Origin of the sequence: Pseudomonas sp. AM8, from assembly GCF_036346475.1 — a bacterium.
Classification (GTDB): domain Bacteria; phylum Pseudomonadota; class Gammaproteobacteria; order Pseudomonadales; family Pseudomonadaceae; genus Aquipseudomonas; species Aquipseudomonas marginalis.
In genome coordinates, this window is sequence record NZ_JAOTNX010000008.1 from 12484 (window position 1) to 27727 (window position 15244).

A 15244-nucleotide genomic window follows, 5' to 3' on the forward strand; every position below is an offset into this window, starting at 1 on the left:
GCCGGTGGGTTTATTGCGGGTGAGATTCCGAAAAACGGTACGAGAAACAGCGTCGCGCCAATTTGACTGCCAAAAGCTACGAGTTCGCGTCTAGCCCACCCTTGTCAGCTACCCATCGTCTAGTCAGATATCCTTCTGCATCGTAGCAAATGGTGGCGACTAAACACGCCAACGCGCCTATGACAACGTTCATTGAAAGTGTGATGGGGCTGGTGCTGGTCATTTCATAAGCCCGATCAGCACGCCGACACCTTTTTCAGTGTTAACGAATCGCTGAAAAACATCCAGCCTATCATGACACCCATCATCAGTGTGGTCGTATTGAAAATTTCTGAATAGCCGCCAGGTAACAGCGGTGCCGCCACGCTATATATCAAAAATGGGATGCCCGGATTGATAACGTCCAACACAATAATCTACTGCAGCTTAACTTTGAAGTCGACTTTGGTTTTTAAAATGGCAAGAATAACGGCCAAACCAATAGAGCCCAACAACACGCGAAAAAACGCAGTCGGCGATGCGCCGGCGATATACTATTAACCATTTTACCTGCACTATAATGCGACTAAGAATCACTAATAAGCCTAAGCATTTAAATGACTATGCTTTATTATGGGCAACTCACAACTCATCAGCCGCGATTGAAGTTTAACGTCTTTTCAAGTGTGCATCTTCAGCTAATCCAGCAAAAAATAAAGCATTGTTAAACTTTAGATTGAGCCAAGTCATCGACAAAACTTAATCTTCAGAACCAGAAAATATATTATTAAGTCGCCGACGCGGCAAGATTTTCAGCCTCTAGAAAATATGCCCACCATCACATACAAAATCAAAAATAAAACAAAAAAAATATATTGAATGCATTCAATTAATTTATTCACACAAACCCTCGCATTCTTATCGATTGATATCTCGCCTCAGATCTTTGATTTGACATTTTAAATTTACAAGCTGCAATGAGCATTGAGAAAACAGCGCAAAAATCCGCCCTCCCTCCTCATCATCATTTCCATCCATGCTGATTTCACTGGATAGCACCGAGAGCCCCGCGTCAAGTTTCGCCGAAAGAAAATCCAGCTGTTTACACGCAACATCTTTAATAGTTTCGACCTCAACAGCACAAATATAAAGCCTACCCTGTAAACTCTCTACACCTAAACTATCGATATTGCGCACGCTTTGACCCACAAATATCATTTTTTGTTCAGTCCACCTTAAAGACTGTATAAGCCCAGCAATCGCTCTAACGACAACTTCTTGGTTATACGCTAGCAACTGAACAACCTCCACCAATCTATTTCCAGGCAACATAATATTCACCCTTACATTTCATTGCGACTTTTATTGAACAGCGACTCATATATGTTTAAGATGACTGACATGCCCTGTCTCCAAGCGACCATTTTGCCAGCCTTTAGATGCGCACATATATCATTTACAGTAAGATGCATACTTATAATCAGATGCAGATCTTCGTTTGATAGCGCAAACAATATATATGACTAAACATAGCGAAAAAGCCTGGGCATCTGCAGCAAAAACCTCTATTAAACATATCACCATCTCCAAGGAATCTTGTAAATTGATATGAGGAGCGCACATACCCTTGGCGCTTTTGGGATGCATAATAATACCCGACCCTTTATATGCCTCGTCAAGCAATAGTGGCTCGTTTTGAACATCTACAAGATTAGTAACCAAGCTTGTGATCATTGATTAAGCCTACCAACCGCCCTAACAACAACTTGTTGATCATTTTTTAAGTTACTTTAACTACTTCAATAGGCTGATTCAATAGGCTGATTTTTTAGCCATATATTTACTTTTGTATTTTGACGCAACTCTTATTCGCCAGAATTTAATCATTAAATTGACGAATAGGCGTTCGCTCCAGACGGCTATCCTTCCAATCTTTAAGCGCACACACCATATCATTGACAGCAACGCACATATCTATAAGGTTTTTTCGATCCTTATGAGGCGGAGCAACTAATAAATATGAGTCGATATAACGAACAAGCTTAGATGCATCTGCAACAAACGCCTCTACCAAAAATATCGACCCCTCTAAGGAATCTTGCAAATTCTTGTGGAGAGCGTACGAATCCTTGGCACTGTCGTGATATATCACAAGTCCAGGAGATTTTAGATCATTAAGCGACGGAGATTCATTTCGGACCATGACCAAGTTAGTGATCATTTGCATCGAAAAATGCAATACTCTAATTTGATTCAATAGCTCTTTACCGACCCGGTTTTTTTTCTTCAAGTACGGTCAACCAATAACTGCAAAGCGTAGGCATATTATTTTTCGCTCAGTTAATCTGTTAATAAGCTAGACTTTGTTGCCAAGTTTAGCTTGCTAAAAGCTCCAATCAACGGCATGAAGCAAGTCATAGCACGCATTGAAATCAACAATCTTCTCAATCAAAAAAAATTCACTATCTGCGCTTTATTCCGCCTATTACATCCCTATCGAATAAAAAGGTGATTAATGACTCTTCAACTCGCAGCTTATTATTTTCATAAATTTTAAAAACTGACTCAAACTCGTAGATGCTAAAGAAATAGCTTTATAAATATCAAGATTGGTGGCGACGATTTTCATACTGCTTTGCTGGACGAGTCCCTCGGACAGCACAAGATTCCCAATAATATTGTCTAACTGAGCATTTAACTTGGTAAGTCCCGACTTGCCTAAGAAAGCTATTATAATGTAACCACTGCACATATGCCAAATGCTGATGGTAATCTCGACTTTAATTTCATATTAATTATCACTAGACATAGATGTCTCGTCTCTTTTTTAAAACGCCTTATAGCGAGATCGTCATCGAGCTGCTCGAGCATCTTGATGCATTTAGTCACTGTTTTTTGGAGCTCAATATTTGCCTCATGAAATTTCTCACTTTCGAAGGCGTCAAGTTATTAGCGATGACGGTCTCGAAGAGCGAAATAGTTATCCGGCGCATGATAAAACAGAGATTAAACTTAACCGTTTGCTTCAGAACATGCAGCGTATTGATTAAATTTTTAATTTCCTGTCTAAGCAGGGGACTTTCGTCATCAGGCGTATCGGTATATGTATCTTCTGAAATTTTAGAAATAGTATTACTCATCGTCAGAAGATTATTCTTTAGGCTGCGCACGGAAAAAATAATGGAACCCACTTCCATACTAAGGGGCACCGTGAGCTTTTCGTACTCCTTCGCAGCAACTGAAATATACCCTTCGGTTTTTGGCATTGTCTCAGCGCTCTAATTCGAAAAGGCTAGTAGAGATCAAACAGTATGCTTTCCTTGCTGAAAATTCTACGAAATAAGGTAGAAACAGACATAGATTTTTTCGCTTTTTTTTAAAATCTGCGTTTATTAATACATCAATTACCATCATGTGCTGGCTGCGATGGAGAACCAGGCAAGCAAGATTTAGGTACACACACGTTACTCAGGAAACTAATCTTTGCTGACATGTCCGTAGTTGGTTGACTCAGTTTTGGCGGTTTGAGTAGAGAAGGTAGTCACAGACCGCGCCGATGATTGGACTCTTGATATTTACAAGCAGCCCTACCGGAGCTAAGGTGGCCGTCCGGCCCATCCGTTATGGCGATGTTGCGTATACACCTGATGCAAAACTGGTTCGGCTACGGCGATCCGACAATGGAGGAAGCGTTGTACGAAACAACGATCCTTCGCCAGTTCGCGAGGTTGAGTCTGGTCTGGATTCCCGATGAAACCACCATTCTCAATTTCCAGCGCTTGCTGGAAAAGCATGAGCTGGCAGGCGAGATCTTGCAGGTCATCAATGGCTATCTGGGTGATCTTGGTTTGATGCTGCGCCAAGACACAGTAGTCAATGCGACGATTATTCATGCACCGAGTTCGACCAAGAACAAGGACGGCAAACGAGATCCCGAAATGCATCACACGAGAAAGGATACCCGGACGTATGCACTCGCTTAGCTCTATTTGTCATTTTCACCACTTGCATTTCGGCAAAATCGAGCATTTCCGTGTTCCCGATGCTGAGCTTGAACGCATACAGCTTTACGCAAAAAAGGCCATGTGGGCGTGGACACATGGCTAAAAATTGATGCAACTACGAGCGCGTAAACGCTTGATTAGCTTGGCAGATACTCCTCCGCCCATCCAAGGCTAGCAATGCCACGACGGAGGAAATCATCCACTTCCGTCTGAGAGTACCCGATTCTGGCAAGTACCTCTTTGGTTGAATGCCCCCAGCGCTCAGGGAGAGATACCGCCGAGATTTTCGAATCCACTGGGCGGATTGCGTAGTGATCGATCTGTGTCAGGCAGTGGCCGCTTGGATGGTTGCGGTGAATCGAAAATGCGAAGCTGCCGTTGTGAATACCAACGGTGTTGTCCCCTTCACGGGTGTATAGCGCACGGAGCTGCTCGATCGAATTCGGTACTGCGGCAGCGATATCAGCTTCATGCAGGCGATCAGCCCAGTATGCAGCGGGTGCATTCAAGAATGCCTTCTTCAAGAATGCCGAAACCTCGGAGGCTTTACCGATGCCTTCCAGCCCTTCGATTTTTTCCAGCTTCTCGATTTCTGCTGGCTTGCTGTCCAGATACAGCCACCCCTCACTCGTCTGGTAGAAATGCGACAGAGCGTTATAGCCCAGCACATCGCGACCCGAGGGCTCGTTGAAGGCGCCGCGCCCCGCATAGTCATAGGCAAACGAGATTTGCGCGAGGTTGGTAACAGCCGAGAGGGAGGTGCGCGAACGGGTGACTTTTCCGGTTTTGATCCGATGGTAGAGCTGCACCGCCATACCCAAGCCGGCAGCGAAACCACAGTTGACGTCCAGGGTGCCTAGGTGAGCGTGCTCTTCTGGCGTTTGTGGGCCACCGAAGCGACTCATGATGCCGCTATGGGCCTGAATGATATCGTCATAGCCAATGAAGTTGGACTTCGGCCCTGGCAGCGGCCCACCTAAGCAATCGAGGCGGCAGAACAGGACGTTGGGGTTGACGATACGCAGGCTCTCCTTATCCAGTCCCAGCTCTTTCAACTGACGCTCTGGAGCATTGATGACCACTATATCCACTGAGCTAACCAAGCGGTTGAAAGCGCCACGCCCTTCCGGGCTGAGAATATCAACCAGCGCGCTTTGTTTGCCCATGCCTGTCTGGAAGGTAAACAGAGTGCCAATCAGTGGGTCATAGAGAGGCTTAACCGGATCGAGCTTGATGACCTCGGCACCGAAGCGCGCGAGGAACGCAGTCGAGTGCGGGCCAGCAATAACGTTGGTCAGGTCAAGGATCCGTAGCCCATCCAACCAGCCATTTCCAACTTCGGACTTAATTGCACTACCTGTTGGGTAGGTAGCCGGATATTCAACGGCAACATCTTTAAGCTCCACCAGTGCCTGTTCGAAAGATATGTTGTTGCGAGGACGAGGCTTAACCATTTCGCCTGCGGACTCTTCAAGCCACACGATCGGCCCAGGCTGTTTCATCAGGCCGTACTCAGGATCTTCAACCTCAACGATCAGACCAGCAGTATTGGTGTGTTCATGATTGACCCATTCTTGGGTGGTACGGTGAGGCGCCCCTGGAATTTTTTTCTCACCGAAAATCTGACCCCATTCTTCCGAAGTTTTGGTGAGGAACGCTTTCTTCATTTTCGCCGAGATATGGTCTGCCCACTTCTTTGGCAGAGGGTATACGCCAATCGACGTCTCGCCATCCCACTCACTGATGGGTGAGTGCAGATCGGATACTTCCGGCAGACCATCCGCCACGAGTTCCTCGTAGATGCCGAGAACTTTCAACGCACGCTTGGCATGGTTACGGTGCGACGGGCATACGCAGTAAAACATCCGGTCGTCTGCACACAAATAGGTGCGGTAGAAAGGATCGAGATACTCCTGCAAATCCTCGTAGCTGAGATTCATTGGGATGTTGTTAGCCTTGCGATGCTCAATTTCAAGCTCTCGCATCGTCTTATAACGCTCAGGCAGACCGTCGATTACGTAGGAGTTATAGGACAGCCCTTCCATCAGCGCGGCAACCACGGGCACCTCGATCCCATCACCATGGCCGGTTCGTTCACGAGCCTGAAGAGCGAGTGCAACTGCGCCAGCGGCCAGAGTGGTGGCGTATGCAGAACCCAGAGGAAGCGGCGAAAAGCTAGGGTTCAGGCCAAGCAATACTCGGTTGAACCCCATGTCAGTGAATGCGCCCGCAGTCGCGGCAACAACAGCCTCTGTAGCTTTCCATTCCCGACGCAGTGTGTCGTTGCTGGCAAAGCCTGGGATGGAAAGTGTGATCAGCTCCGGGCGGCTGGCGCGCAGCTTTTTAAAGTCAATGCCCAGATTTTTCATTACATCCGGACGGAAGCTTTCCAGGACAATGTCAGCCTGAGCAATCAGATCATTCGCCTGCGCCAGACCGGCAGCGGTCTTGAGGTCGAGACGGATACAGCTTTTGTTGCGATTAAGCACAGCGTTCGCCGGGTTGTCCCACAGGGGGCCCGCAGGAGGGTCGATGTGCACCACTGTCGCACCGAGATCCCCCAGGATCATTGCAACCGCGGGGCCAGCGATCTGCTGACCGAAATCGACTACGCGAACGCCGGCAAGCGGCAATGGATTAGTCTGCTTCATTTCGTTTTATCCTTCTTAGAGGCAGTTTTAGATTAGGTCTAATGACCTAGTTGTAGAGTCCGGGAGTGGACGAAAAGCGATATCAGTAACTACTGACATCTGATTTGACGTCAAAAACTCTCGTCAACTTTTTTTGTTATCCCCCACCGTGTAATACCGATATTAGAAATCTCACAACAACCAATCCAGCAATATAAATTAGCCCTGAGGGTCAATTTTTATTATGGCTGCAGGCGACCTCTTGAAATAAACAACAGCAAACCTCTCGCAAGTCGCCCTCGCCCCATAAAAAAACAGGGGGTCAGGCTGACATTTTATTGCTTCACAAACTTATTCTCACACCCGAGAATCAATCACGACCCACCTGAGGTCGAAACAATTCATGCCGGCAGCCATGCCCAAATAATCTATGCGGCTATTGCGCAGAGACGTTGTCTTTTACTCCAACTGATAAATAAAACAGGAGCATTTATGGCTACCCCAGTAGTTCTGCCTCGCCTGATGTCCATCGGCGAAAATGCTTGTGAAGAAATTACGACAGTTCTAGCAAGCCTTAGTCTTCGCAAGCCCCTCGTAGTGACCGACAAGATGATGGTCAAGCTGGGCTATGCCGCCAGAATCGTAGAAGTGCTCTCCTCTGCCGGCATCCATACTGATGTATTCGATGACACCGTTCCCGAGCCCACCGTCGCATCGATCAGTGCAGGTGTGCGCTACGCCGAAGAAGGCGACTTCGACTGCATCATTGCACTGGGTGGCGGCAGCCCTATCGACAGTGCGAAGGCTATCGGTGTGCTTGCCAAGCACGGCGGACAAATGCGTGATTACAAGTTCCCACGAATCGTAAACGAAGCGGGACTGCCGCTGATTGCTGTACCGACCACGGCGGGCACTGGCTCGGAGGTCACCCGATTCACAATCATCACTGATGAATCGACTGACGAGAAAATGCTCTGTGTGGGATTGGCCTTTATGCCAGTTGCCGCCCTGATCGATTACACGCTAACGCTGAGCCTCCCAGGACGCATCACGGCTGACACGGGCATTGACGCCCTCACCCACGCCATGGAGGCATACGTCAGTAAAAAGGCAAACACCTACAGCGACACTCAGGCTCTGGCTGCGATGCGATTGATCGGGCCAAATCTTCGAACCGTATATCGCACCGGAGCCGATAAGAAGGCACGTGAAGCGATGATGCTCGGCTCAACGCTCGCGGGGATGGCTTTCTCTAACGCATCAGTAGCTCTAGTACATGGCATGAGCCGCCCTATTGGCGCTTTTTTTCAAGTCCCGCACGGATTGTCCAACGCGATGCTGCTGCCGGCCGTGACCGAATTTTCGATCCCTGCAGCACCGGAGCGTTATGCCGAATGCGCTCGCGCAATGGACTTGGCCACCATCCAGGAGAGCGATGCCACGGCCAACGAAAAACTGCTGCGCGAGCTCATAGCAATCAATGAGGATTTGAACGTCCCCAGCCTGGCAGAGTTTGGAATTGATAAAGACCAGTTCATGGACAAGATCGAAACCATGGCACAGCAGGCCTTGGCCTCTGGATCGCCGGGGAACAACCCTCGTCTCCCGACCACCGACCAAATGGCTGAACTCTATCGCCAGCTATGGTAGTTGAATGCCCTACCGCTAGACGCTGTTATCCAACATTACAATAATCAGGAAACATGAAATGGAAACTGTAGGACACCCCATTAATGGCGAGCGCCTAGACGCAGGACACCGTTTTCAGGATGTATTCAACCCTGCGACTGGACAAGTGACCAAGCGCGTGGCGCTGGCCTCCAAGGTGACTGTTGAACAAGCCATCTCGGCAGCTCAGGCAGCCTTCCCCGCCTGGCGCAATACTTCTCCCATCAAGCGCGCTCGCGTCATGTTCCGCTTCAAGGAACTCCTGGAGCAGAATGCTACGAAAATTTGCCAACTCATTGGCGAAGAGCACGGCAAGATTTCCCACGACGCCATGGGAGAGTTGCAGCGTGGTATCGAAAATGTTGAGTACGCTTGCGGAGCTCCTGAGTTTTTGAAGGGGGAGCACAGCAAAAACGTAGGCCCTGATATCGATTGCTGGAGCGAGTTCCAGCCGTTGAGAGTCGTGGCTGGCATCACACCTTTCAACTTCCCGGTAATGGTGCCGCTTTGGATGTTTCCGATGGCAATTGTCTGTGGGAATTGCTTCATCCTCAAACCATCCGAACGCGATCCAAGCTCGACTTTGCTCATCGCCCAACTGCTGCAAGAAGCCGGTCTTCCAAACGGCGTCATGAACGTAGTCAACGGGGATAAAGAAGCTGTCGACACTCTGCTGTCCGATTCGCGGATTGAAGCAGTAAGTTTTTCGTAGGCTCTACGCCAATCGCCGAATACATCTACAAGCTCGCCACCGCCAATGGAAAACGTTGCCAAGCATTGGGCGGGGCGAAAAACCATGCGATCGTAATGCCCGATGCTGACATGGACAACGCAGTGAACCAGCTCTTGGGTGCAGCTTTCGGCTCATCAGGTGAACGCTGCATGGCACTGTCGGTTGCCGTTGCGGTAGGTGCAGGTACTGCACAAGCCCTTGTTGAAAAGATGCGCACCGCCATGGCTGCGCTTAAAGTCGGCGGCAGATGCGAGCAACGACTTCGGCCCCGTTATCACCCGCCAGCACAAGGATAAGATTGTCGGGTACATCGACAGCGCGGAGGCCGACGGTGCCCGCCTCATCGTAGATGGTCGAAATGTGGAAGTCGCGGGATACGAGAGCGGCTTCTTTGTGGGCGGCACCCTGATCGATGGCGTGAAACCGACGATGCAGAGCTACCAAGAGGAGATCTTCGGACCGGTGCTTCAGGTGATTCAGGTCGACTCAATGCAGGAAGCCATGAGTCTCATTGATAACCATGAATATGGCAACGGGACGTGTATTTTCACCCGCGACGGCGAGGCAGCACGCTACTTCACCGACAACATCAAAGTAGGAATGGTGGGCGTCAACGTCCCATTGCCGGTACCAGTTGCATATCACAGTTTCGGCGGTTGGAAGCGCTCTCTGTTCGGCGACCTCCATGCTTATGGCCCGGATGGCGTGCGGTTCTATACTCGTCGCAAAATGATCACCCAGCGCTGGCCATCGGCAGGTGTTCGTGAAGGAGCCTCATTCTCAATACCTACATTGAAATAACGGCCCCGATTGGGCATGGAAACCCTGGAGTTTTCATGCTCCGAGGCGTTCGTTGCTATCGCCTCATATGATCATTTACATCTTTAGACGCTACATACTATTATTGAACGGGCGATGGCGGTAACCATCACCCGCTCAATAAATGCTATATGAAGAGCGATCTATAAGTGAATAAGAAACGCCTTCCCCCGCTGAATTGGCTTCGCTCGTTCGAGGCCTCTGCACGCCACTTGAATTTCACCTTAGCTGCCGACGAACTAAACTTGACACAGGCCGCGATCAGCCAACAGATCAAAGGTTTGGAGTCACAACTTGGCATGACGCTTTTCAAACGTCTAGCGCGCCGACTAGAATTGACCGAAGCGGGACGCGCTTATATGCCTGCGGTTCATGAAGCTATCGAACGTCTCGCTGCTGCCACCGATGAAATTTTTGGCGAAGGACGTGCAAAGGTCATTACCACCAGGGTGAACCTTGTTTTTTTTACTACTTGGCTAGCTGCGAGACTAGAACGATTTACCAGCGTTTATCCTTCAGTTAACCTGCATTTCACCAGCAATATCTGGCTGGAGGAGCAGGATAAAGAAGTCGATATTGATGTTCGATATGGCAAGGGGAATTGGCCGGGTTATAAGTCATACAGACTGACGTGGGATGACCTTATTCCAGTATGCAGCCCCAAGCTATTAAGTACCGGCTCTAACGTAGACATCAATATAGAGAAAACACTAGAAGAACATGGACTACTCCATGTCATCGGATACGAAGAGGGATGGGGTTATTGGCTAAAGCAAACAGGAATTTCCTGCGTTCCACCTTCGAAAGGCATGCAATTTGACACGCTTATAACAGCGTTGGAAATGGCGGTTCTTGGACACGGTTTTGCATTAGGACGAACATCACTTGTAGCTACGATGCTAGCTGAAGGCAAGCTCGTCGCTCCGTTCACTCAACGCGTACCCACCTCCGAAGCGTTCTACGCTGTCCTTCCAGAACATCAATATGCCAGCACTCATTCCCAAATTTTTTTAGATTGGCTACTTGAGGAAGCCTCTCTTTCAAAAAAATGAATTCATACAACTTTTAGACGACTGAATAGCCCATCCTCAAACCGTTTTCCTATACCTTCAGTTTGGCGGGCCTCCTTCTTCAAGCAAGTGACGAATTGCTGAGCCACATCGCACAAGCGACCGGATTTTCTCATCGAGAGGTAGTAATAACCCATTAGGTGTCACATCTTCATCTCAGGAATGGAATGATTAAATTACCATTCTTGAGGGGGCTTTGGATGAACTCCAGCCCGCACAGCGCAACACCCAAGCCCTCCATTGCAAGCTCTGTGAGCATTTTGGAGTTACTGACCAGGTTTCCTCCCTCAATTTTGATAGGTACGCCAGGGTATGTTCGCCCCCAACTGACCCAATTATCAACGCTACGATTATAAAATAATATATGGTGAATCATGTTGAGCGGGTCGGTTAGTGGATTTCACATTCAAGTAAAGCAGGCGAACAAACCGGAACGTATCCAAACCTAATGGATAGTCCGCACGAAAGCCCGACCAATCAGCCTTGCCCCACCTTATTGCGTAAGCGTCTGGGAAAGTCACCTTCCGAACCCCAGCATTAAGGGCGATGGTGTCCTCGTAAGCGGACGCTATCGGCCTTAACGTCAGGATTTTCATGCGGCCATCGAAGCTCTTATCCGAAACCCTTCAAGGCCCACGTTATTCGGGAATGCCTGCAACCGGACGCCACCCTATCCAGCGTCGCCATCAGCCACGGCATCAACGCCAACGTGATCCGCTAGTGGCTACCGACTTACCGGGACCAATCGCCTGCAACCTTGCCGGCTTTCGTTCCGTTGAGAGCTGCACCCAAGCGGCAGACGAAAGCTTTGGCGATTATTGAGCTGCCGCTTGGCGAGCAATCGGTCACGGTGAAATGGCCGATGCCTGATCCTGAAGGCTACGCTCGCTTTGTCCGTGGACTCATGCAATGATTCACATCGACGCCATCTGGCTTGCCACCGAGCCCATGGACATGCGTGCCGGCACCGAGACCGCGTTAGCCAGAGTGATCGCGGTGTTGGGTGCGGCGAAGCCGTACTGTGCTTATCTGTTTGCCAACCGCCGTGCCACTCGTATGAAAGTGCTGGTGCATGACGGGATTGGCATCTGGCTAGCTGCTCGTCGATTGAACCTAGATTTCACTGGCCAGGCATTCGACTAGGCTGCGAGATGGAGCTGAATTCCGAGCAACTTCAGGCTTTGGTGCTCGGTCTGCCTTGGCAACTCGTTGGGGCTGACGGTGCAATCACATTGCTCTAGAAACTGTAATTAGCGCCTCGGCCTGCTACCGCAGGCGATCCGCTTTGGTAAAATCCAGGGCATGGCTTCCTCGCCCAATCATCGATCAGATGACCCCCGACCAACTGCGCGCTTTCGCTGCGCAGTTGCTATCCAGGTTGATTCGCTCGGACAGCAAGTCGACAGAATGGGCAAGAAGAACGACCGCGACCAAACCATCATCGAGCAACTCACCCACGAAATCGCCTGGTTCAAACGTAACAAGTTTGCCAAGCGCAGTGAGCAATTGAGTTCCGACCAAGGCCGCTTGCTCCACGACTTGCTCGACACCGACATCGCGGCCATTGAAGCCGAGCTGAAGGCGTTGAATCCGCCGGCTGCGCAAGCTGAACCACGCAAGCAGCCCAAGCGTGTTTCCTTGCCTACGCAGTTTCTACGTACCGTGATTTATCGCGAACCCTACAACATCCAATGCGCCTGCGGCTGCCAGCTCCAGCGGGTTGGCGAGAATGTCAGCGAGAAGCCGGATTACACGCCGGGCATGTTAATGGTGGAGCAGCATGTGCGCGGAAAAGGGGGTCTGGCGCGTGTGAAATACCGACTCAGGCACCGGTTCCCGCCCAGGTCATCGATAAGGACATTCCGACCGCAGGCCTGCTGGCTGACGTGATGGTGGCCAAATTTGCCGACCATTTACCGCTGTATCTGCAAGAGAAAATCTTTAGCCGCGCCGGCTTCGCCATCGCCCGATCGACACTAGCGCAATGGGTCGCTCAAACCGGTGTGCAGCTCCAGCCCTTAGTCGATGCGCTACGCGAAACAGTGCTTGCCCAAGGCGTGATCCACGCTGACGAAACGCCGGTGCAGATGCTTCCCCCAGGTGAGAAAACGCATCGTGCTTATGCCTGGGCCTACTGCACTACGCCAAATTCGGCGCTCAAGGCGGTCGTTTATGACTTCAGTCCAAGCCGTGCGGGAGAGCATGCACGCAACTTGCTTGGCGCGTGGAATGGCAAGCTGGCTTGCAATAATTTTGGTCCATTCGTAATGAAACGCCATTTTTTAGGATTATCTTACTGATTATCAAATATTTTTTTTAAATAGAGCTATGTAAAGGTAGCGCATGCCGTAGCCGTCCCGGCTGGCCTTGTGGGCCAGCGCGCAAGCGAGCCAGCTTTTGCTCACGCCGGTCTGGCCGCCGATAATCAGGTTCAGCCTGTCGCACAGCCACCGGCCACTCCCCAGTTGCCAGCTCAGGGATTTGTCCAAGCCACAAGGGCAGCGAGTTGGTGCTTCACCAGTTGGTACTGACCGTCGACTTAGACGTGGTTGTCAATGTGCATCCGTAACCGGCCAACAGCTGGTGCTCTGGCGTCAGCGCCTTGCTCTGCGGAATCACGCCGTTGCGCTCCTGCTGGAGCTGGTTAACCCAGCGACGCAACGCGGACTCGACCACCCCAAGCGAGCGGCTGGCTTCAAATGGCTATAGCCTTGATCGAGCAAGAGGCCTGCGGCCTCGCGTTTGAATTCAGCGGGAAAGGAACGACGTTGTTTGGTCATCAGATACCTCTATCTGGCGAGCATCCTCGCCTAAATGGATGTCCGGTTTCATTAGACCACTACATAGTAATACAGCGGAAAAAACTTACATTCCCGCTCCCTTCATATCGTCTGAATGGACGAAGCATAGCTTGTTGCCTTCCGGATCTCGGCAATACGTGTCGAAGTAGTCCTCTGCATACTGAGGCCGCAACCCCGGCGCGCCTTCGTCTTTGCCGCCCATTACAAGTGCGATTTCCCAAGCAGCCTTACTGGCTTTTGCAAATCGGCGACGAAGCTGATTTGAACAGCATTTCCCCAAGTTTCCGGCAAACCATTAAAGGGCAACTGAACAAAAAATTGTGGGCATCGCCGTCCTGGCAATTGCCAACCGGCTCAAGCTGGACCATTGTCATCTTCAAGGGGCATACGCACCAGGCCCAGTCTAGTGAATACCGCATCGCAAAAGTCAATTATGATCGTAAGGTCACGGGTACCAATCTGAATGTGACTAAATATATGTTCTCCGAATATATGTCTGATTTTATGTGCTAAAGCGACATGCGCTTATGTATAGCAAGCCGTAATTTCATTTACCCGCCGTGATCTTGCCCCGGAATACCCAAAAACCCCATGTGTTGTAAACAAGCGTCACAGGTACCAACACCACAAAGCCCGCCAACACAAAGGCCTGGCTCGCGGCAGGGGAAGACGACTGACTGATCGTCAATGAGGGAGGAAGGATCAAAGGATACAAAACGAGGATGGCGGTAACGAAAGCTACGCCAAACCATCCCAACACCGCGAACAACGGCAGAAACTCGAGGCGGCTGGAGAATGCCCAGTAAAAGCCGGCCACTAACGCACATTGGAGCGCTAGAAGCGGCAGGCTGAGGCTGGAATTCAACAGGTGATCTCGATAAACCTGGTTGGACAGGCCGGTCCAGACGAGGATAGCCGCGATCCCGACCAGGGTCAGCCAGCCGAGTGTGCGGGCCTGGCCTTTCGCCGCGGCTTGCAAGCGCCCTTCGGTGCGCCACACCAGCCAGCAGCTGCCCAACAACGCATAACCGATGACCAGCACCACGCCACACGTCAGCGCAAATGCGCCCAGCCACTCCCAGCCGTGGCCGCTGAACCGGCCCTGCTCTTGCTCGATGCCCTGCACGACGCCCCCCATGATCATTCCTTGGCACAACGTCGCGATCAGCGAGCCAGCCACGAGGCAGATGTCGAGCCAACGCTTCATGCGCGTGGGCGCGTCAGCCCGGAACTCAAGCGCAACCGCCCTGGCGATCAGGGCCAGCAGCATCATAATGACGGGTATGTAGAGTGCGGAAAACAACACGCTGTACACCACCGGAAAAAGCGCCAGCAACCCGCCGCCACCCAGCACCAGCCAGGTTTCGTTGCCATCCCAGATGGGCAGGATGGAATTGACCATGATCTTTTTTTCATCCGGATCCTGACGCGTCGCCAGGAGGATCCCGACCCCCAGATCGGTCCCATCCAGAATCACATAGAGGATGATCGTAAAGGCGATCGCGGCAGCCGCCAGGTCGGGTAACAGTGCTTCAGACAT

9 protein-coding genes and 7 pseudogenes are annotated in these 15244 nt (G+C 50.6%); 8 read left to right on the forward strand and 8 right to left on the reverse strand.

Annotated elements, in window-relative coordinates; translation table 11 throughout:
• Positions 1-897: 897 nt before the first annotated feature.
• The 3 genes from V3W40_RS19130 to V3W40_RS19140 all read right to left on the reverse strand — a co-directional run bounded on the left by V3W40_RS19130 (position 898) and on the right by V3W40_RS19140 (position 3245).
• Positions 898-1320, reverse strand: a complete 423-nt coding sequence (locus tag V3W40_RS19130) for a hypothetical protein (protein WP_330215503.1) — start codon at positions 1318-1320, stop codon at positions 898-900.
• A gap of 538 nt (positions 1321-1858) precedes the next feature.
• The gene (locus V3W40_RS19135; protein WP_330215504.1) at positions 1859-2269 is read right to left on the reverse strand and encodes a hypothetical protein; all 411 of its coding nucleotides are present in this window, start codon (positions 2267-2269) and stop codon (positions 1859-1861) included.
• Between the two features lie 595 nt (positions 2270-2864).
• Positions 2865-3245, reverse strand: coding sequence for a hypothetical protein (locus V3W40_RS19140; protein WP_330208693.1), 381 nt, complete (start codon positions 3243-3245; stop codon positions 2865-2867).
• A 334-nt stretch (positions 3246-3579) separates the two neighbouring features.
• Between V3W40_RS19140 and V3W40_RS19145 the strand changes: the two are divergent.
• Positions 3580-3950, forward strand: a pseudogene (locus V3W40_RS19145) (transposase); the annotation flags it as partial.
• Positions 3951-4120: 170 nt separating this feature from the next.
• On the opposite strand, the gene V3W40_RS19150 reads toward V3W40_RS19145, so the two are convergent.
• Positions 4121-6634, reverse strand: a complete 2514-nt coding sequence (locus V3W40_RS19150; RefSeq protein WP_330208694.1) for a CoA transferase — start codon at positions 6632-6634, stop codon at positions 4121-4123.
• Positions 6635-7105: 471 nt separating this feature from the next.
• Between V3W40_RS19150 and V3W40_RS19155 the strand changes: the two genes are divergently transcribed.
• From V3W40_RS19155 to tnpC, 7 genes and pseudogenes are all read left to right on the forward strand, one after another.
• Positions 7106-8263: an iron-containing alcohol dehydrogenase gene (locus V3W40_RS19155; RefSeq protein WP_330208695.1), complete on the forward strand. Its 1158-nt coding sequence runs from the start codon at positions 7106-7108 to the stop codon at positions 8261-8263.
• 58 nt (positions 8264-8321) lie between these two features.
• Complete coding sequence (locus tag V3W40_RS34770) at positions 8322-8993, forward strand: aldehyde dehydrogenase family protein (protein ID WP_442962848.1); 672 nt, start codon at positions 8322-8324, stop codon at positions 8991-8993.
• A 23-nt stretch (positions 8994-9016) separates the two neighbouring features.
• A pseudogene (locus V3W40_RS34775) lies at positions 9017-9815 on the forward strand (aldehyde dehydrogenase family protein).
• Between the two features lie 167 nt (positions 9816-9982).
• Positions 9983-10885, forward strand: coding sequence for a LysR substrate-binding domain-containing protein (locus V3W40_RS19165; protein ID WP_330208696.1), 903 nt, complete (start codon positions 9983-9985; stop codon positions 10883-10885).
• Positions 10886-11519: 634 nt separating this feature from the next.
• Positions 11520-11624 (forward strand): annotated as a pseudogene (locus V3W40_RS34780) (transposase); the annotation flags it as partial.
• Between the two features lie 188 nt (positions 11625-11812).
• Positions 11813-12046: an IS66 family insertion sequence element accessory protein TnpB gene (gene tnpB / locus V3W40_RS19170; RefSeq protein WP_330208697.1), complete on the forward strand. Its 234-nt coding sequence runs from the start codon at positions 11813-11815 to the stop codon at positions 12044-12046.
• Positions 12047-12233: 187 nt separating this feature from the next.
• A pseudogene (gene tnpC, locus V3W40_RS19175) lies at positions 12234-13167 on the forward strand (IS66 family transposase); the annotation flags it as partial.
• Between the two features lie 69 nt (positions 13168-13236).
• On the opposite strand, the pseudogene V3W40_RS19180 reads toward tnpC, so the two are convergent.
• From V3W40_RS19180 to cydB, 4 genes and pseudogenes are all read right to left on the reverse strand, one after another.
• Positions 13237-13407, reverse strand: a pseudogene (locus V3W40_RS19180) (ATP-binding protein); the annotation flags it as partial.
• 76 nt (positions 13408-13483) lie between these two features.
• Positions 13484-13683 (reverse strand): annotated as a pseudogene (locus tag V3W40_RS19185) (transposase); the annotation flags it as partial.
• Positions 13684-13768: 85 nt separating this feature from the next.
• Positions 13769-14181 (reverse strand): annotated as a pseudogene (locus V3W40_RS19190) (VOC family protein).
• A 70-nt stretch (positions 14182-14251) separates the two neighbouring features.
• Positions 14252-15244 carry a cytochrome d ubiquinol oxidase subunit II gene (cydB, locus tag V3W40_RS19195; RefSeq protein WP_330215505.1) on the reverse strand — a complete coding sequence of 331 codons (993 nt, stop codon included), beginning with the start codon at positions 15242-15244 and terminating at the stop codon, positions 14252-14254.